Origin of the sequence: Rhodovulum tesquicola (assembly GCF_024128855.1) — a bacterium.
Classification (GTDB): Bacteria; Pseudomonadota; Alphaproteobacteria; order Rhodobacterales; family Rhodobacteraceae; genus Rhodovulum; species Rhodovulum tesquicola.
This window is the reverse complement of record NZ_JAMYDV010000007.1, coordinates 127,634-145,593: the sequence shown is the minus strand read 5'-3', so window position 1 is coordinate 145,593 and position 17,960 is coordinate 127,634. Positions and strand designations below refer to the sequence as shown.

13 protein-coding genes are annotated in these 17,960 nt (G+C 67.1%); 5 read left to right on the top strand and 8 right to left on the bottom strand.

The genetic code is table 11. From position 1 onward, the window contains the following. Positions 1-60: 60 nt before the first annotated feature. The 4 genes from NHN26_RS08640 to NHN26_RS08625 all read right to left on the bottom strand — a co-directional run bounded on the left by NHN26_RS08640 (position 61) and on the right by NHN26_RS08625 (position 6,742). Positions 61-1,029, bottom strand: coding sequence for a TRAP transporter substrate-binding protein (locus NHN26_RS08640; protein ID WP_132694120.1), 969 nt, complete (start codon positions 1,027-1,029; stop codon positions 61-63). A 29-nt stretch (positions 1,030-1,058) separates the two neighbouring features. Continuing rightward, complete coding sequence (gene denD, locus NHN26_RS08635; RefSeq protein ID WP_253089085.1) at positions 1,059-2,045, bottom strand: D-erythronate dehydrogenase; 987 nt, start codon at positions 2,043-2,045, stop codon at positions 1,059-1,061. 84 nt (positions 2,046-2,129) lie between these two features. Beyond that, positions 2,130-5,357 (bottom strand): carbamoyl-phosphate synthase large subunit, encoded by a 3,228-nt coding sequence (gene carB / locus NHN26_RS08630; protein ID WP_253089084.1) that lies wholly within the window; start codon positions 5,355-5,357, stop codon positions 2,130-2,132. A gap of 71 nt (positions 5,358-5,428) precedes the next feature. Then, positions 5,429-6,742, bottom strand: coding sequence for a glycosyltransferase 87 family protein (locus NHN26_RS08625; RefSeq protein ID WP_253089083.1), 1,314 nt, complete (start codon positions 6,740-6,742; stop codon positions 5,429-5,431). A 190-nt stretch (positions 6,743-6,932) separates the two neighbouring features. Here NHN26_RS08625 and NHN26_RS08620 point away from each other — a divergent pair, with 190 nt between their 5' ends. From NHN26_RS08620 to NHN26_RS08600, 5 genes are all read left to right on the top strand, one after another. Beyond that, on the top strand, positions 6,933-7,604 hold the full coding sequence (locus NHN26_RS08620) for a CPBP family intramembrane glutamic endopeptidase (protein ID WP_253089082.1): 672 nt from the start codon (positions 6,933-6,935) through the stop codon (positions 7,602-7,604). A 103-nt stretch (positions 7,605-7,707) separates the two neighbouring features. Next, the gene (gene bchE / locus NHN26_RS08615) at positions 7,708-9,351 is read left to right on the top strand and encodes a magnesium-protoporphyrin IX monomethyl ester anaerobic oxidative cyclase (RefSeq protein WP_253089081.1); all 1,644 of its coding nucleotides are present in this window, start codon (positions 7,708-7,710) and stop codon (positions 9,349-9,351) included. After that, a complete protein-coding gene (gene bchJ, locus NHN26_RS08610; RefSeq protein ID WP_253089080.1) occupies positions 9,348-9,947 on the top strand; it encodes a bacteriochlorophyll 4-vinyl reductase in 600 nt (199 codons plus the stop codon). Before bchE ends, bchJ begins: the two co-directional genes overlap by 4 nt. An 80-nt stretch (positions 9,948-10,027) precedes the next feature. Then, complete coding sequence (gene aspS, locus NHN26_RS08605) at positions 10,028-11,998, top strand: aspartate--tRNA ligase (protein WP_253089079.1); 1,971 nt, start codon at positions 10,028-10,030, stop codon at positions 11,996-11,998. After that, positions 11,998-12,780 (top strand): BglII/BstYI family type II restriction endonuclease, encoded by a 783-nt coding sequence (locus tag NHN26_RS08600; RefSeq protein WP_253089078.1) that lies wholly within the window; start codon positions 11,998-12,000, stop codon positions 12,778-12,780. Before aspS ends, NHN26_RS08600 begins: the two co-directional genes overlap by 1 nt. On the opposite strand, the gene NHN26_RS08595 is transcribed toward NHN26_RS08600, so the two are convergent. From NHN26_RS08595 to NHN26_RS08580, 4 genes are all read right to left on the bottom strand, one after another. Beyond that, positions 12,760-13,392: an MT-A70 family methyltransferase gene (locus NHN26_RS08595; protein ID WP_253089077.1), complete on the bottom strand. Its 633-nt coding sequence runs from the start codon at positions 13,390-13,392 to the stop codon at positions 12,760-12,762. The genes NHN26_RS08600 and NHN26_RS08595 overlap by 21 nt on opposite strands. A gap of 111 nt (positions 13,393-13,503) precedes the next feature. Beyond that, positions 13,504-16,059, bottom strand: a complete 2,556-nt coding sequence (locus NHN26_RS08590; RefSeq protein WP_253089076.1) for a Hint domain-containing protein — start codon at positions 16,057-16,059, stop codon at positions 13,504-13,506. A 160-nt stretch (positions 16,060-16,219) separates the two neighbouring features. Beyond that, a complete protein-coding gene (locus NHN26_RS08585; protein ID WP_253089075.1) occupies positions 16,220-16,591 on the bottom strand; it encodes a hypothetical protein in 372 nt (123 codons plus the stop codon). A 96-nt stretch (positions 16,592-16,687) separates the two neighbouring features. Beyond that, on the bottom strand, positions 16,688-17,947 hold the full coding sequence (locus NHN26_RS08580; protein ID WP_253089074.1) for a DEAD/DEAH box helicase: 1,260 nt from the start codon (positions 17,945-17,947) through the stop codon (positions 16,688-16,690). Positions 17,948-17,960: the final 13 nt, after the last annotated feature.

Genomic DNA, 17,960 nt, shown 5'->3' with positions numbered 1-17,960 from the left:
ACCGGCCTGCCGCAGCACCGGCGCAGGGGGCTGCGCCGGGCCAGGCCCTTGGGTGCGGGGTCACTCGACCGCCTTGATCCGCTCGACCATCTCGGTGCCGTACTGGTCGGTATAGACGGCATAGGAGGATTGCTCGGCCAGCGCGGCAAAGGGGGCCTTGTCGATCTCGGTGATGACCTCCATCCCGTTTTCGATCAGCATGGCGACGCCTTCTTCCTCCAGCCGGTTGACCTCGGCCCGGGTTGCGGCGGCGGATGCGCGGGCGGCCTGAAGGAACCAGTCCTTCTGCTCGTCGCTGAGCCCGTCATAAAGCGCGGGCGCGGCCAGAACGACGGCGGGGGAATAGACATGCCCCGTGAGCGAGACGTATTTCTGCACCTCCCAGAACTTGGCCGCGGTGATGACGGTGACCGGGTTTTCCTGCCCGTCCACGACGCCCTGTTGCATCGCGCCGAACAATTCGGGGAAGGCCATCGGCGTGGGGGCCGCGCCCATGCCGGTGAAGGCGGCCATGTGGACCTTGTTTTCCATGGTGCGCAGCTTCAGCCCCTGCAGGTCCTCGGGCGTGCGCACCGGGCGCTGGGAATTGGTCACATGGCGAAAGCCGTTTTCTGTCCAGGCGAGGCCCACGAGGGTGTTCTCGCCGATCTTGTCCAGCAATTCCTGCCCGATCTCGCCATCCAGAACCTTGCGGGCATGGTCGTAGTCGCGGAACAGGAAGGGCAGGTCGAGCGCGAAGATCTCGGGCACGAAATTGCCCAGGGGGCCGGTCGAGGTGATGACCACGTCCATCGAGCCGATCTGCAAGCCCTCGATCATGTCGCGCTCGCCGCCCAGCTGGCCCGCGGGGGCCTGTTCGCCGGTGAAGGCGCCGCCCGATAGCTCGGTCAGCGTGTCGATGAAGGCCTGCGCGCCGACGCCGTAATGCGAGGTCGGCGACAGCGAATGGCCGACCACGATCTTTTGCTGGGCCTCGGCGGCGGTGGTCAGCGCAAGCGCGGCGATGGTGCCGATCAGGACGTGTTTCATGGGTCTCCTCCCTTGGTTTTTCCGGTCTTTCAGGCCGCAGCTACGCCCCTGCGGTCCATGTGTTCGCGCAGAAGTTCGGCGAAATCGGCATTGGGTGCAAAGCCCAGCGCGCGGGCGCGGGGTGTCTCGATCCCGCCGGGCCAGCTTGCGACGATGGCCTCGGTCGCGGGGTCGGGGACGGGGCGGATCAGGGCGGCGGTTTCGGGTCCGGCAAGCCGGGCCAGCGTGTCGATCATCTCGCCCACGGTGACGGAAATGCCCGGAAGGGTGATCGTCGGCTCGCCGCCCAGCGCCTCCTGCGCAAGCGCCGCGGCCCTCAGGATATGGTCAAGCGCCCGGGCGGGCGAGCAAAGATGCAGCCGCAAGTCGCGCCCCACGGGCAGATCGGCGGGCTGCCCGGCCAGCGGGTCGCGCAGGATGCCGCTGGCAAAGCCCGAAGCCGCGCGGTTGGGGGCGCCGGGGCGCACCGCGATGGTGGGAAAGCGCAGCGACCGGCCATGGATGAAGCCCCGGCGGGTGGCGTCGCGGACCAGCAATTCGCCCATCAGCTTTTGCGTGCCGTAGGAGGAGCGCGGCGCGGGCGGCGTGTCCTCGGTGATCGTGTCATTCGCGGTGCAGGAAAACACCGCCACGGACGAGGCGAAGATCAGCACCGGCGGGCGGCGCATCGCGCGGCAGGCATTCACCAGATCGACGGTGCCGTGCAGGTTGACCGCCATGCCAAGGTCGAAATCGGCCTCGGCCTGGCCCGAGACCACGGCGGCCAGATGGATCACCAGATCGGGGCTGTCCTCGGCCAGCCGGGCCAGCGTGGCGGGGTCGGACAAGGCGCCGGGCAGGGCATGGACGCGGCGCAGCCGGGCCAGCCGGTCAAGCGGTTCGGCCGCGATGTCATTGGCGATGATCGCCGAAATGCGGCGCGGCTCGCCATTCAGGGCAAGCGTGTCGCGCGCGGACAGGGCCGTGACCAGCATCTGCCCCAGAAACCCGGCCGCGCCGGTGATCGCGATCCTCACGCCACGCATCCTCCCCATGATTGCGGCGGGAGGCTCGCATCCAATGGCCGGTGCGTCAATCGCCTGTGCGGGCGCCCGGCGGGGCTATTCCTGAAGGCTGACGACGCTCAGTTCGCCCTCTTCGCGGGACTTCATGGCCAATGCGGCGGCATGGCTGCCTGCGGCCGTGGTGAAATAGGGGATGCGGTCCATCAGCGCCACGGTGCGCATCGAGCGGCTGTCCTCGACCGCCTGCGCGCCCTCGGTGGTGTTCATCACCAGATGCACCAGCCCGTCCTTCATAACGTCGACGATGGTGCGCCCGCCCTCATAGGCCTTGTTGACGATCTCGGACGCGATCCCGTGCTCGGCCAGGAATTTCGCCGTGCCCCGCGTGGCGAGGATGGAAAAGCCCAGTTCGGTCAGGACCTGCGCGGTTTCCAGCAGCTCGGGCGTCTTGTCGGCATCCTTGATCGACAGGAACACCGTGCCCTCATGCGGCAGATGCGTGCCCGCGCCCATCTGCGCCTTGAGGAAGGCGCGCGGGAAGGTGCGGTCATAGCCCATCACCTCGCCGGTCGAGCGCATTTCGGGGCCCAGCAGCGTATCGACGCCGGGGAAGCGGGCGAAGGGCAGCACGGCCTCCTTGACCGCGAAACCCTCGATCTGGGGATCGACCAGGTCGAAATCGGCCAGCTTCTCGCCCGCCATCACCCGCGCGGCAATGGACGCGATCGGCGAATTCACCGCCTTGGCGACGAAAGGCACCGTGCGGCTGGCGCGGGGGTTCACCTCGATCAGGTAGATCTCGCCATCCTTGACCGCGAATTGCACGTTCATCAGCCCCACCACGCCCAGTTCGAGGGCCAGCGCGCGGGTCTGGCGTTTCAGTTCCTCGACGATCCCGGGGGCCAGCGAATAGGGCGGCAGGGAACAGGCGCTGTCGCCGGAATGGACGCCCGCCTCCTCGATATGCTGCATGATGCCGGCCACATGCACGTCCTTGCCGTCGCACAGCGCGTCCACGTCGATCTCGGTCGCGCCCGACAGGTAGCTGTCGAGCAGGACCGGCGACTTGCCCGAGACCACGACCGCCTCGGCGATGTAGCGTTCCAGATGCGCCATGTCGCGCACGATCTCCATCGCGCGGCCGCCCAGCACATAGGAGGGGCGGATCACAAGCGGGAAGCCGATTTCTCCGGCCGCCCTGACCGCCGCCGCGGCGGATGCGGCGATGGCGTTATGCGGCTGCTTCAGCCCCAGCCGGTTGACCAGCGCCTGGAACCGCTCGCGGTCCTCGGCAAGGTCGATGGCGTCGGGCGTGGTGCCCAGGATCGGGATGCCCTCGGCCTCCAGCGCATTGGCTAGCTTCAGCGGCGTCTGGCCGCCGAACTGGACGATCACGCCATGCAGCGTGCCGCGCTCCTGCTCGACGCGCAGGATCTCCATCACATGCTCGAAGGTCAGCGGCTCGAAATAGAGCCGGTCCGAGGTGTCGTAGTCGGTGGACACCGTCTCGGGGTTGCAGTTGACCATGATGGTCTCGTAGCCCGCATCCGTCAGCGCAAAGCAGGCATGGCAGCAGCAATAGTCGAACTCGATCCCCTGGCCGATCCGGTTGGGGCCGCCGCCCAGGATCACCACCTTCTTGCGGGTGCTGGGCCGCGCCTCGCATTCGACCTCGCCCATCACGGGCGTTTCATAGGTCGAATACATGTAGGGTGTCTGCGCCTCGAACTCGGCCGCGCAGGTGTCGATGCGCTTGAAGACGGCGGTGACGCCCAGATTGCGGCGGGCGCGGCGCACCTGATCCTCGTCCCGGCCGGTCAACTGGGCAAGGCGGGCATCGGTGAAGCCCATCATCTTGAGCTTGCGCAGGCCTTCCTCGGTGACGGGCAGGCCATCCTTGCGCAGCTTTTCCTCGGTCTCGACGATCTCGCGGATGCGGGCGAGGAACCAGGGATCGTATTTCGTGGCGGCATGGATGTCGTCATCCGACAGCCCGTGCCGCATCGCCTGCGCGATCACCCGCAGCCGGTCGGGCGTGGCCTTCGACAGGGCGGCCACGACCTGCGCATGGTCCGGCGCGCCTTCGATCTCGATCTCGTCGAACCCGGTCAGGCCGGTTTCCAGCGAGGCCAGCGCCTTTTGCAGCGATTCGTGGATGGTCCGCCCGATGGCCATGGCCTCGCCCACCGATTTCATCGCGGTGGTCAGTTCCGGCTTGGCACCCGGAAACTTCTCGAAGGCAAAGCGCGGGATCTTGGTCACGACATAGTCGATGGTCGGCTCGAAGCTGGCGGGCGTGACCTTGGTGATGTCGTTGTCCAGTTCGTCCAGCGTATAGCCAACGGCGAGCTTCGCGGCGATCTTGGCAATCGGGAACCCGGTCGCCTTGGACGCCAGCGCCGAGGACCGCGACACGCGCGGGTTCATCTCGATCACCACCATGCGCCCGTCTTCGGGGTTGATCGCCCATTGCACGTTCGACCCGCCGGTTTCCACACCGATCTCGCGCAGCACGGCGATGGAGCCGTTGCGCATGATCTGGTATTCCTTGTCGGTCAGCGTCAGCGCGGGGGCCACGGTGATGGAATCGCCGGTATGCACGCCCATCGGATCGACGTTCTCGATGGAACAGACGATGATCGCGTTGTCCGCCTTGTCGCGGACCACCTCCATCTCGAATTCCTTCCAGCCCAGCAGGCTTTCGTCGATCAGGATCTGGTTGACCGGCGAGGCGTCGAGGCCGGTCTTGCAGTAATGCACGAATTCCTCGCGGTTATAGGCGATGCCGCCGCCGGTGCCGCCAAGCGTGAAGGCCGGGCGGATGATCGCGGGCAGGCCGACATGGTCGAGGGCTGCGATGCATTCCTCCATGCTGTTGGCGATGGTGGCCTTGGGGTTTTCCAGCCCGATCCGGTCCATCGCCTCGCGAAACAGCTTGCGGTCCTCGGCCATCTCGATGGCCTGGCGGTTGGCGCCGATCAGTTCCACCCCGAACCTGTCCAGCACCCCCATGTCGGCCAGCTTCAGCGAGGTGTTCAGCCCGGTCTGCCCGCCCATGGTGGGCAACAGCGCGTCGGGGCGCTCCCTCTCGATGATGCGGGCGACCACCTCGGGGGTGATCGGCTCGATATAGGTGGCGTCGGCCAGACCCGGATCGGTCATGATCGTGGCCGGGTTCGAGTTGACCAGGATGACCCGGTAGCCCTCTTCCCTGAGTGCCTTGCAGGCCTGGGCGCCGGAATAGTCGAACTCGCAGGCCTGGCCGATCACGATGGGGCCCGCGCCGATGATCATGATGGACTTGATATCGGTTCTCTTCGGCATGGGTCTTTCCCCCGGGGCTGGCAAATTGCTGGGGTTTATAGACAAGCGCCGGGGGCACGCAAGGGCGGGGCTCAGGTTTTTCCGCTGCGTTCCGGTCCCGCCCGGGCCGCGACGAGGAACGCGAGGCCGAGGATCAGGAACAGCACCGCGCCGAGACGCTGGAAATCGGTGCCGAGCGCCTGCATTCCCGGCAGTGCCCAGACATGGATCGGGCCGAACACGACGATCAGCACGGCCGCGCCCCGGGCCATTCCGAGACGTGACAGCAGGGTGGGGGCGAAGGCGGTGGCGGCAATGAAATAGTAGCTCCAGGCGATCGGGCCGATCAGCGGGAACAGCGTCAGCGCGGCGGGCCAGAGCGCGGCATTGCGTGTCGTCTGCCTGGCGCGCGCCATCGCCCAGGCAAAACTCGCCGTCAGCAGCAGAAGCGCCGCCTGCCCGGAAAGGACCAGCGCCGGACCCTTTTCGGCGACCGTGATCCGGCGCGGCACTTCGGCCCCGGGGGCAGTATGGCCAAGCAACACCTCGATCGGTGCCCCGGTCATGTACTTGGCCAGCACCCCGTCGAGGCTGAACGAGAGCGGGCTGAAGAAGCCGGTCCGCCCGATTGACGCGACATGCCCCAGAAACTCGGCATGCAGCGGCCAGCCCGCGACGGCGAGCGACATCAGGCCGAGCCCGAGCCCCATGGCCGCAAAGGCGGCGAAGGCCCGCCGCTCGCCCGAGGCGAGCCAGAACAGGGCGAAGATCGCCGGGAACAGCTTGATCGAGGCGGCCAGCGCCAGCGCCGCGCCCGCGCTGACCGGGCGGTTCGCGCGCGTCCGCTCCAGCGCCAGAACGACCAGGAAGGCGACAAGGATCTGGGCCTGATTCTGCATGATCGCTATCCTGCCGACCGGTGTCATCAGCAGAAGCGCCAGCGCGATCACCACATGAACGACAACGCCCTGCGCCGCGCCGCTGGCCCGCCATGCCAGCAGGCAGGTCGCCAGAAGCAGGGCCGGATTGACGATGCTGGCCAGCCCGGCAAGCGTCTGGAAGTCGGCGATCCGCCCGATCAACCCGAAGACCCAGGCCCAGAGCGGGGGGTAGACGAAGGGATAGATGAACCCCTCATACCCCGCCGCGCGCGCCCGCTCGGCCCAGCTGTCGGGGGGCAGCATGCGGAAGACGGGTTCGACCGGGGCATAGACCTCTCCCGGCGCGCCCTCGGCGAAGGCCTGTCCTGCCAGCCAGAGCGGAAGCAGATCGCCCGAAATCCGCGGAATGTCGAGGAAGCCGAGGATGGCGAGGCCCAGGACCGTCATGCCCAGAACGATGGGGGCGGCCCGCAGGATGCTTGCCGAAAGGGGGGGCGGCGCGGTGGCGGTCCTTGTCCGGAACATGCGAAATATCTGCCTGTCAATTGCCGTGAGAAAGAGGTGACAGCGTAGAACGGCGCGCCTTTACAATCCCTTTCGCGCGGACAGGCCCGCCATGCGGCAATGTGATGGCGGGAGGTCCGGCCCGGACTGGAGACCCGGTGGGATCGCAGCTAGGTCCTTTCCGGGACCGGGCGGTGCAGCGGAGAGGGCGATGACCGAAAGCCTGCGGATGGACAAGCGCGCGCCCTCGCGCGCCCGGCTCTGGGCGGAGTTCGGTGCGCTTTTCCTTGCTGCGCCGCTGGTCATGGCGTTCCTGTTGCCGCCTTCGGCGCTGTTCCCGGCGCTGTTCGGCGTGACCGCGCTGGGGCTTGTGCTGCTGCATGTCACCGAGGGGTTCCGCTGGTCCGGGCTTGTCCGCGGGCTGGACCGGATCGGCTGGCGCGCGGTCGGGCTGTTCGCGCTGCTGACCGCTGCGGTGGCGGGGACGGTCGTTGCGCTGCGTGCGCCCGAGCAGGCGCTGATCCTGCCGCGCGAGCAGCCGGCGCTGTTCGTGGCGGTCATGCTGCTTTACCCGCCGCTCTCGGCGCTGCCGCAGGAGATCGTGTTCCGCCCGCTCTTCTTCCGGCGCTACGGGCCGCTTCTGCCGGGTCTGTGGCCCGCGATCGTCCTGAACGCCGCGCTGTTCTCGCTGGCGCATCTGATGTTCTGGAGCTGGATCGTGGCGGCGATGACCTTCTGCGGTGGAATCGCCTTCGCCTGGGCCTATGAATCCCGGCGGAATTTCCCCATGGCGGTCGTCCTGCACAGCGTCGCGGGCTGGATCGTGTTCGCCGCGGGGCTGGGAATGTTCTTTTATTCCGGCAACATAGAGCGCCCGTTCTGACCTGTGTCCGGCTGGTGGGCGAAGCTGACACCGATTTGACTTGTGTCAATTCAGGTTGACAGCGGATGTGTCATGTTGTCCCGCGAAACAGGGGAGTCGATCCATGCGCATTGTCTTTTTGCATCCCAACTACAAGTCCGGCGGTGCCGAGATTGCGGGCAACTGGCCCCCGGCCTGGGTAGCCTACCTGACCGGCGCGCTGCGGGTGGCGGGATATGACGACATCGTCTTCATCGACGCGATGACGAACAACCTTTCCGAGGATGTGGTTCGCGCGCAACTGAAGGAATTGCGGCCCGATGTCGTCGCCACGACCTCGATCACGCCGTCGATCTATGCCGCCGAGCGGTTGCTGGAAATCGCCAGGGAAGAAGTGCCGAACGCGGTGCGCGTGCTGGGCGGCATCCATGCCACCTTCATGTTCAAGCAGGTCCTGTCCGAGGCCCCCTGGGTCGACGTGATCGTCCGCGGCGAGGGCGAAGAGATCGTCGTCGAGCTGATGAACGCGATCCGGGATGGCAAATGGCCGGAAAGCCGCCGCGACATCAAGGGTCTGGCCTTCCTCGACGGTGACGAGATCGTCGCCACCGCCGCCGCGCCCACGATCAAGAATGTCGATGCGATCAAGCCCGACTGGGACATCCTGGAGTGGGAGAAATACATCTACATCCCGCTCAACTGCCGGGTGGCGATCCCGAACATGGCGCGCGGCTGCCCGTTCACCTGCTCGTTCTGCTCGCAGTGGAAATTCTGGCGCGACTATCGCATCCGCGACCCGAAACTGGTGGTCGACGAGATCGAGGAACTGGTGACCAAGCACCAGGTCGGCTTCTTCATCCTTGCGGACGAGGAACCCACGATCAACCGCAAGAAGTTCATCGCCTTCTGCCAGGAACTGATCGACCGCGGCCTGCCCGACAAGGTCAAGTGGGGCATCAATACCCGCGTCACCGACATCCTGCGCGACGAGGAATTGCTGCCCTTCTACCGCAAGGCCGGTCTCGTCCATATCAGCCTCGGCACCGAGGCGGCGGCGCAGCTGAAGCTTGACCAGTTCAACAAGGAAACCCGGGTCGAGGACAACAAGCGCGCGATCCAGTTGCTGCGCGAGGCCGACATCCTGACCGAGGCGCAGTTCATCGTGGGGCTGGACAACGAGACCCCCGAGACGCTGGAAGAGACCTTCCAGATGGCCTGGGACTGGCAGCCGGACCTGGCCAACTGGGCGATGTACACGCCCTGGCCGTTCACGCCGCTGTTCCAGGAACTGCACAACAAGGTCGAGGTCTTCGACTACTCGCGCTACAACTTCGTGAACCCGATCATGAAGCCCGAGGCGATGGACCGTGCCGAGCTGCTGGACCGGGTGATGAACAACTATCGCCGGTTCTACATGCGCAAGGCGCTGTTCCACTATCCGTGGCGCGGCACCGGGTTCCGTCGGCGTTACCTGCTGGGCTGCCTCAAGGCGTTCCTCAAGGCGGGCGTCGGGCGGACCTTCTACGATCTGGGCAAGAACAACTACTGGGGTCCGCAATCCAAGGACAAGGTCAAGTTCGAGTTCGACATGACCCGCCAGCCCGCCCAGGCGCAGATCGACGACTGGGTGTCGAACGCCGACAAGGCGGCGCAGGCCGCGGCCAAGCGCAAGTCCAAGGACGCCTCGTTCAAGATGCCCACCGAGGGCGGCGCGTCCGAGGTCAAGGTCTGCGGCGGCGGCGACCAGCAACTGGAAGACGCAAGATGAAGGACAGCCTGTCCGGCCATGGTTCCGGCCGGATCGGACCGAATGCCGTTCTCCAGCTTCTCCCTGTGTTGGAGACGGCGGGCGGAGCGGCGCTTCGCGACGAGATGCTTGAGGCGGCGGGCCTTGATGCGCCCCCGTCGGATACCGGCCTCATGGACGAGGGACCGGCCGCCGCCATGCATCATGCGCTGCGCCGCCGCCTGCCCGGCCGCGCGCCCGACCTCCTGCGGGAGGCGGGTGCGCGGACCGGGGACTATATCCTTGCCCACCGCATCCCGCCGCTTGCGCAAAAGGTCCTGAAGGCGCTGCCGCTCGCGCTGGCCGCGCCGGTGCTGGCCAAGGCGATCGCCAAGCATAGCTGGACCTTCGCCGGATCGGGGGCGTTCCGCGTCGTCTCGACCCGGCCGCTGGTGTTCGAACTGACCGACAACCCGCTGATCCGGGGCGAGCATGCCCCGCATCCGATCTGCGGCTGGCACGAGGCGGTGTTCGACCGGCTGTTCCAGACACTGGTGGACAAGCGGCTGCGCACCCGCGAAACCGCCTGCGCCGCGACCGGCGCCCCGCTCTGCCGGTTCGAGATCACCCGCGGCTGAGGGGCCCTGCCTCCCCTTGACTTCGGCCCCCATCGGGGGTGTATCGGCGCGGACCTGTCCCAATCCCGAAGGATCGCCCGATGCACCCCTTCCGCAGCCATACCTGCGCCGAGCTGACCAAGGCCAATGTCGGCGAAACCGTTCGCCTGTCGGGCTGGGTGAACCGGGTGCGCGACCATGGCGGCGTGCTGTTCATCGACCTGCGCGACCATTACGGCGTCACGCAGGTGCTGGCCGACAGCGACAGCCCCGCCTTTGCCGCGGTGGAAAAGCTGCGCAGCGAATGGTGCATCCGCATCGACGGGCTGGTGAAGGCGCGCGATGAAAGCCTGGTGAACCCGAAACTGCCGACCGGCGAGATCGAGGTCTTCATCCGCGAGGTCGAGGTTCTGGGCCAGGCCGAGGAACTGCCGCTGATGGTCTTCGGCGATCAGGACTACCCCGAGGAAACGCGCCTGCGCTATCGCTATCTCGACCTGCGCCGCGACAGCATGCAGGCCAACATGAAACTGCGCTCGGACGTGGTGGCCTCGATCCGGCGGCGGATGTGGGACAAGGGGTTCCGCGAATACCAGACGCCGATCATCACCGCGTCCTCGCCCGAGGGCGCGCGCGACTTCCTCGTGCCCTCGCGCCTGCATCCGGGGCGGTTCTACGCGCTGCCGCAGGCGCCGCAGATCTTCAAGCAGCTGATCATGGTCTCGGGCTTCGACCGCTATTTCCAGATCGCGCCCTGTTTCCGCGACGAGGATCCGCGCGCCGACCGCAGCCCCACCGATTTCTACCAGCTCGACATGGAGATGAGCTTTGCCACCCAGCAGGACGTGTTCGACACGATCCAGCCGGTGATCGCGGGCGTGTTCGAGGAATTCGGGGGCGGCCACAAGGTCGACCAGCACTGGCCGCAGATCTCCTATGCCGACGCCGCGAAATGGTATGGCACCGACAAGCCGGACTTGCGCAACCCGATCAAGATGCAGGACGTGTCCGAGCATTTCCGCGGCTCGGGCTTTGCGATCTTCGCGAAACTGCTGGAACAGGACGGCACCGAGATCCGCGCGATCCCCGCGCCCACGGGCGGCTCGCGCAAGTTCTGCGACCGGATGAACGCCTTCGCCCAGAAGGAAGGGCTGCCGGGGATGGGGTATATCTTCTGGCGGGAGAAGGGTGCGGAACAGGCACATAGGGAAGTTACAAACGAAATTCGTAACGCGCTTTTTGGATACGAACCGGATCCTGCGCTTGAGAGGCTTCGGCAGGAGAAGAAATCAGAGGGTGATATCGCCATAGCGGATCAGATTGCCGCGCACCTAAAGGCAGGTGAAAAAGACAAAGCAGAGTTGCTTTTCGCGGGCCACTTCGGAGAGTTCGAGGCCGCCGGCCCGCTGGCCAAGAATATCGGCCCCGAGCGTACCGAGGCGATCCGTCGTCAACTTGGCCTTGGCGTGGGCGATGCGGCCTTCTTCCTTGGCGGCAAGCCCTCGGCCTTTGAATCGGTCGCGGGGCGTGCGCGCAACGTCATCGGCGAGGAACTGGGCCTGACCGAGAAGAACCGCTTCGCCTTCGCCTGGATCGTCGATTTCCCGATGTATGAAATGGACCCCGAGACCGGCGCGATCGACTTCAGCCACAACCCGTTCTCGATGCCCCAGGGCGGCATGGCGGCGCTGGAGGGCGATCCGCTGGAGGTGCTGGGCTATCAGTACGACCTGGCCTGCAACGGTTACGAACTGATCTCGGGCGCGATCCGCAACCATCGGCTGGACGTCATGTTCAAGGCGTTCAGCCTCGCCGGTTACGCCGAGGACGAGGTGCGCAGCCGGTTCCCCAGCCTTGTCAACGCCTTCCGCTTCGGCCCGCCGCCGCACGGGGGCTGTGCCGCGGGGATCGACCGGATCGTGATGCTGCTGGCGGACGAGATGAACATCCGCGAGGTCATCATGTTCCCGATGAACCAGCGCGCCGAGGACCTGATGATGGGCGCGCCCACCCTGCCCAGCAACGAGCAGTTGCGCGAACTCAGGCTCAGGGTCATCCCCGAGGAAGACTGATGCTGGAGGCGCTGCGGGCGCGCGGCTTCGACGTGCTGACCCGCAACCATGCCGAGGCGATCCTGGCCCATGACTTCGCCGCCGAGACGGCGGAGCTTGTGGCTGCGCTGACGGCGCATCGCATCGCGATTGCCGATATCGTGGCAGGCGGCGGCGGCGAAAGCGGCCAGACCCAGCGGCTGCGCCACACGCTGTCCGATGCGGGCTGGTCCAAGCACAGCTTTTCGGTGCGCATCATGGTCGACGGGGTCGAGCGCGAGGCGATCAGCCACGAGGTCGACCATGTGCGGTTCGCCGCGGCGGGACGGCTGGCGCTGGAGATCGAGTGGAACAACAAGGATCCGTTCTTTGACCGGGATCTCGAGAATTTCCAGCGGCTGCATGCGATGTCGGCGATCTCGGTCGGGATCATCGTCACCCGCGGACGGTCGATGCAGGAGGGGTTCCTGCCGCGCATCAGCGCCTGGATGGAGGCCAATGGACTGGCCTCCGAGGACGATCTGGACCGGCTGGGGATCGGCGAGCGCACCCGCGCCCAGCGCGAGGCGGTGGCACGTGCCGTCGCCCGCGGCATGCACTTCACCGAGGCTTTCGCGCGGATCTTCGTCGCCAACAAGTTCGGCATCGCCACGACCCATTGGCGCAAGCTGGAGGATCGGGTGGCCCGCGGCGTCGGCAATCCCTGTCCGCTGCTGCTGATCGGGATGCCCGATGGGCTGATCACCGATGCCGACCTGCCGGTGCCGCCCGCGCCGCGCGACCTATTCGGCGGCGATGCCTGAATTATAGGCGTAGGTCTTCCAGTCGGGCTTGTAATCGGCATCCGCCTGGTTGCCCCAGACCGTCCAGCCCTGCCGGACACCGCGGCCGAACAGTTCCAGATAGGGACCCCAGGAACAGCTTTCGATCAGTTCGTATTGTTCGTCCGGCTTGCGGGAATGTTCGCGCTTGCGGGTCTGCAGCATGTTGACCTGCCGCCGCCCCGCATCCAGCGTGCGCGCATTGCGCCCCCGCGTGCCGAACAGAAGGATCTCGGTCACGTTGCGGAAATAGAAGCCCACGCCGCGCCCGTCCGAGCCGCCATCCTTGCGCACCTTGTGCCAGACGATGTTCGACTTGTACTCGAACCCCCAGGCCGAAAGCACCTGCAAGCCCTGCGGCAACAGCGCGTTCGGCACCCACAGATAGCAATGCGCCCGGTCCGCAAGGTGGTCCGCCACGGGCAGGGCGCAGATCTCGTCCACATCGAGCGTGGGATAGCGCGACAGGCGCCGATGTTCCGGCGCGACCTTGCCGGTGCGGTTGACGAATCGCCAGGGCGGATCGGCCAGCACGGTGCCGAACCGGCCAGCATCCAGAAACACGCGCAGGTCTTGTGCTGGAGAGCTTGTCATATCCAACATAGTGGCGGATTTCCCCTGATGCTCCAATGGGAACAATAAGGGAACAATGCCGGGTTGCAACCCCCTTTCCGCGCCTGCCGGCCGTGGTTCGGGCGGGACGGGTCAGGCCGTCACCAGCGCGGCCTTGCGGGCCCAATGCGCCAGCCGCTGCGGATCGATCGCGGTCTTCTTCCTCAACGGCAGGACCATGGGGCCATAGACCGTATCGACCGGGCAAAGGCCCAGCGCCGCGCGGGCCAGCGCAGGCCAGTCGCCCAGGAAGCGCAGGCGGGTTGCGGCGTCGAACGCGGCAAAGGCCCGGGGACCGGGCCAGAAACTTTCCACCGTCAGCCCCTCGGCCCGGATCAGCGCGTGGCGGTCCAGCATGAGGTGGTGATAGCCGATGCCGTCTTGGGGTTGGCGGCGGGTGACGCCCGGCACGCCCAGATCGGCCAGGTGGCCCGCGCGCGCCAGCCAGCCGGGCCGCCCGGGCGGCCCCACCCGCACCGCATGCTGGCGTGACAGCCACAGTCGCCCATGCGGGCCGAGCGCGCCCGCGGCGATCTCGATGGGGGCATGGCGCGGGGTGCGGGTCATCTCGTCGGCCTCGACCCGGCGGGCGGCGGCGAACAGGATGGGGCGGGCAACCGGCAGGCCGCGCGCGTCCCAGGACAGGACCGCGTCACCCTCGCGCAGCGTCTCGACCGGGCGGGGGCCGTCGGGCGTGTCGATCCGCGTGCCCGACCCGATGCAGGTGATGCCCATGGCCTGAAGCGTCTCGATCGGGGCGACCTGTTCGGGCGTGACGCCCAGAAGCGTAACCTTCTCGCCACTCGGAAAGACCAGGATCGCATTGCCCGCGCCGTCATCCTCGATGGTGACGTCGCGCGCCCGGACCGGGTTTCCTGCTTGGTCGAGCAGGGTCGCGCCATCGAGCTGATCGCGCGTCTGACCGTCGATCATGGTCATGTCGAAATCGGTGACGGTGTCCCAGCCGCCGCCCGGGTCCAGAACGATCAGGTCCGAACCGCCGCCGGTGGTGATGCGGTCGTCGCCCGCGCCCCCGATGATCGTGTCGTTGCCCGCGCCCATCGTGCCAAGAACGATCGTGTCGTTGCCCGCACCGCCAAGGACAAGGTTGTTCCCGCCGAACGCGCTGATGTAGTCGTCGCCCTCGCCGCCGTCGAGCGTGTCGTTGCCCCAACCGCCGAAAAGCGTGTCGTTGCCCTCGCCCCCGAGCAGGAGGTCGTCGCCGTTGCCGCCGCTCAGGGCGTCGTTGCCCGCCCCGCCGATCAGCGTGTCGTTGCCGTCCTCGCCTTCGAGGAAGTCATTGCCGCTGCCGCCGATGATGCTGTCATTGCCTGCCCCCGCATTGACATTGACCGCCGCGGTGTTGGCCGAGGCGTCGATGGTATCCGCCTGGTCGGTGCCGGTGATCGCCTCGATCTCGGAGAACTCGCCGGAACCGCCCCCGACGAAGGCATAGGTTCCCGTCTCGGCCCCGGTGAAGGTGACGGTGACGCCGCCCGCGCCGGGGACCGAGGTGAACCGGATCGAGTCGTAATCGTAGCCTGTCTCGCTCCCGATGAGCGTGTCCAAACCATCGGCATGGCCGATGATGAACAGGTCCGACCCCTCGCCGCCAAGCATCATGTCGTTGCCGGCGCCGCCGATGATGGTGTCATTGCCATCGCGGCCATGGATGAAGTCGTCGCCGTCCTCGCCATGGATCAGGTCGTTCCCGGCTCCGGCCTCGATGACATCGTTGCCCGCGCCGCCGTAAAGCGTGTCGTCGCCATCGTTGCCGTCGATCGAATCGTCGCCCTCGCCGCCATGGATCAGGTCGTTGCCGTCGCCCCCTTCCAGCGTGTCGTGGCCCGCGCCGCCATGGATGACGTCATTGCCGCTATCGCCGTAGATGCGGTCATTGCCGTCCTCGCCATGAAGCGTGTCGTTGCCTTCGTTGCCATGGATGATGTCGTCACCGTCGCCGCCCTCGACGAAATCGTCACCGGCCCCGGCAAAGATGGTGTCGTTGCCAGTGCCGCCGGTGATGAAATCATTGCCCTCCTGCCCGGCGATATAGTCGTCGCCCGCGCCGCCATGCAGCGTGTCGTCGCCATCGCCACCGTCCAGGGTGTCGTTGCCGTCCCCGCCATCGACCGAGTCGTTGCCGCCACCTGCCAGGATGCGATCGTCATGGATGCCGCCCTGGATGACTGCGCCCTGTTCGGGATCCTGCGCCGGGGTCGATAGGGCGTTGTAGTCAGGCGAGTCGGCAAGCAGGGTGTCCGACCAGTTGGCGATCAGATAGGTGACGCCGGGTTCCAGCTGGCCGTCGGCGACATAGCCCGCAAGCGTGCCGTTCACCAGCACCTGATAGACCGTGATCGTGCCACCCGCCGGGCTGCTCAGCGTCGTGGAATAGCCCAGCCGGATATCGCCCGAGGCAAGGGTGTCGCCCCCGGCATTGGTGATCGTCGCGCTCTGCGTGTTGTCAAGGACGGTGTTGGCCGAGCCGTGGAAGATGCCATCGTCATCGGTGACGGTGATGATCAGCCGGTCGGCTTCCGCGACGAAATCCGGTTCGAGCATGAAGCGCGCGCCGATGTCCGGAGCGCCGCCGCCCTCGATCAGGAATTGCGAGACGGCATAGCCGCCGAGGGTATAGGTGGCCATGGGCGCGCGCCTTTCGCCGGGTGCGACTGACCGTGTTCCCCGCTTGTCTCAGGACGAGGCTAAGGATCGGTTACGATCCACCGGGATTGCGGCGCAGTTCGGGAAGGGGGCGAAGGTGCCCCGCCTGCCTTGCGCAGACTGGCGGTGACGCGGCGCGGTCTCAGACGTCGAACAGATCGCCGAGGCCGAAATCGTCCAGAAAGTCGCCGTCATCGCCCGCCTCGGCCAGCGCCTCGCCGTCAAGCCCGGCAAGGTCGGGGTCGAGCCCAAGCTCGTCGGCCACCGCCGCAAAGGCCGCCTGCATCTCGCCCGACAGCGTCATCCCGGCCAGCACCGTCCCGAGCCACGCGCCGCCCGCGACGGCAAGCCCGGTGCCCAGAAGTCCCGGCCCGGCCCGATTGCGCGCAGGCCGCGCGGGCGGGGCCGTTCCGGCGGCGGCGTCCAGAAGATGAAGGCGATTGATCAGCTCGGCATCGCCCGAGGCGAGGATCTTCTGCCGCGCTTCCTCGGCGCGGCGGGTCCGGTCGGTCATGGCATGTCTCCCTCTTGCCAAGGGATATAGGGGCCGGACCGCCGGATGCCAGAGCCCGGCGCGGCAACGGGTGCCGCGCGCGGGTGGTGACTGGCCTCAGGCCGCGCGGCGGCGACGCGGGCGACGTCCCTTGCCTGCCGCCGGGGCCTCGGCGAACGGGCGGGCGGCCGGTTTGCCGCCCCGACGCGGCGGCTTGCCCGCGTTGCGGGTCGGTGTGGCGCTGCCGGCGGGGCGGTCGCCGCGGGCCACAGGGATCTCGATCTTCATCAGACGTTCGATCTGTTGCAGAAGTCCCACCTCGTCATGCGCGCAAAGCGCGATCGCCTCGCCCTCGCGCCCGGCGCGGGCGGTGCGGCCGATGCGGTGAACATAGTTGTCCGGCACCTCGGGCAGGTCGTAGTTCACGACATAGGCGACGCCGGGAATGTCGATGCCGCGCGCGGCGACATCGGTGGCGACCAGCGTGGTGATCGTGCCCTCGCGGAACGCCTTGATCGCGCGGTCGCGCTGGCCCTGGCTCTTGTTGCCATGGATCGAGGCGGCGTTGTGCCCGTCGGCGACCAGCCCCTTCATCAGCTTTTCGGCGCCATGCTTGGTGCGCGCGAAGACCAGCGTCAGCGCGCCGGGATCCCGGATCAGGATCTCGCGCAGGCGGGCGGGTTTCTCGGCCTTGTCGAGGAAATGCACCGACTGGGTGACCTTGTCGGCGGCCTTGCCCGGGGGGGAGACCTGCACGCGCCGGGGGTTGGTCAGGTAGGCGCGGCTGAGTTCCTCCATCTGTTTCGGCATGGTGGCCGAGAACAGCATGGTCTGGCGCGGGGTGCCCAGTTTCGGGGCGATCCGGCGCAGGGCGTGGATGAAGCCCAGATCCAGCATCTGGTCGGCCTCGTCCAGCACCAGATACCGTGCCCGGCCCAGATCGACCGCGCGCCGGTCCATCAGGTCGATCAGCCGACCCGGCGTCGCCACGAGGATATCGGTGCCGCGGTCCAGAAGGCTGATCTGCCGGTTGATCGACTGACCGCCCACCACGGTCGCCACGCGCAGTTTCGTGCCCGTGGTCAGGGCGCGCAGCGCGTCGGCGATCTGGGTGACCAGTTCGCGCGTGGGGGCCAGGATCAGCGCCCTGGCGGATTTCGGTGCGGGCCTGTCGGGGGTCGCCAACAGCCGGTCGATCAGCGGCAGGCCGAAGGCCAGCGTCTTGCCGGTGCCGGTCTGGGCAAGGCCCAGGATGTCATGCCCTTCCAGCGCCAGCGGGATCGCCTGGGTCTGGATCGGGGTCGGTTGGGTAAAGCCCGCCTGGCGGAGCGCGTCGGTCAGGGCCGGTGCAAGGCCAAGCGTGGTGAAGTCGGTCAAGGGATATCCTTTA

Excerpts from the sequence above, each read along its gene's own strand:
- NHN26_RS08640 (WP_132694120.1), bottom strand. The coding sequence starts at position 1,029 with ATGAAACACGTCCTGATCGGCACCATCGCCGCGCTTGCGCTGACCACC.
- carB (WP_253089084.1), bottom strand. The coding sequence starts at position 5,357 with ATGCCGAAGAGAACCGATATCAAGTCCATCATGATCATCGGCGCGGGC.
- NHN26_RS08625 (WP_253089083.1), bottom strand. The coding sequence starts at position 6,742 with ATGTTCCGGACAAGGACCGCCACCGCGCCGCCCCCCCTTTCGGCAAGC.
- NHN26_RS08620 (WP_253089082.1), top strand. The coding sequence starts at position 6,933 with ATGACCGAAAGCCTGCGGATGGACAAGCGCGCGCCCTCGCGCGCCCGG.
- bchE (WP_253089081.1), top strand. The coding sequence starts at position 7,708 with ATGCGCATTGTCTTTTTGCATCCCAACTACAAGTCCGGCGGTGCCGAG.
- bchJ (WP_253089080.1), top strand. The coding sequence starts at position 9,348 with ATGAAGGACAGCCTGTCCGGCCATGGTTCCGGCCGGATCGGACCGAAT.
- aspS (WP_253089079.1), top strand. The coding sequence starts at position 10,028 with ATGCACCCCTTCCGCAGCCATACCTGCGCCGAGCTGACCAAGGCCAAT.
- NHN26_RS08600 (WP_253089078.1), top strand. The coding sequence starts at position 11,998 with ATGCTGGAGGCGCTGCGGGCGCGCGGCTTCGACGTGCTGACCCGCAAC.
- NHN26_RS08595 (WP_253089077.1), bottom strand. The coding sequence starts at position 13,392 with ATGACAAGCTCTCCAGCACAAGACCTGCGCGTGTTTCTGGATGCTGGC.
- NHN26_RS08590 (WP_253089076.1), bottom strand. The coding sequence starts at position 16,059 with ATGGCCACCTATACCCTCGGCGGCTATGCCGTCTCGCAATTCCTGATC.
- NHN26_RS08585 (WP_253089075.1), bottom strand. The coding sequence starts at position 16,591 with ATGACCGACCGGACCCGCCGCGCCGAGGAAGCGCGGCAGAAGATCCTC.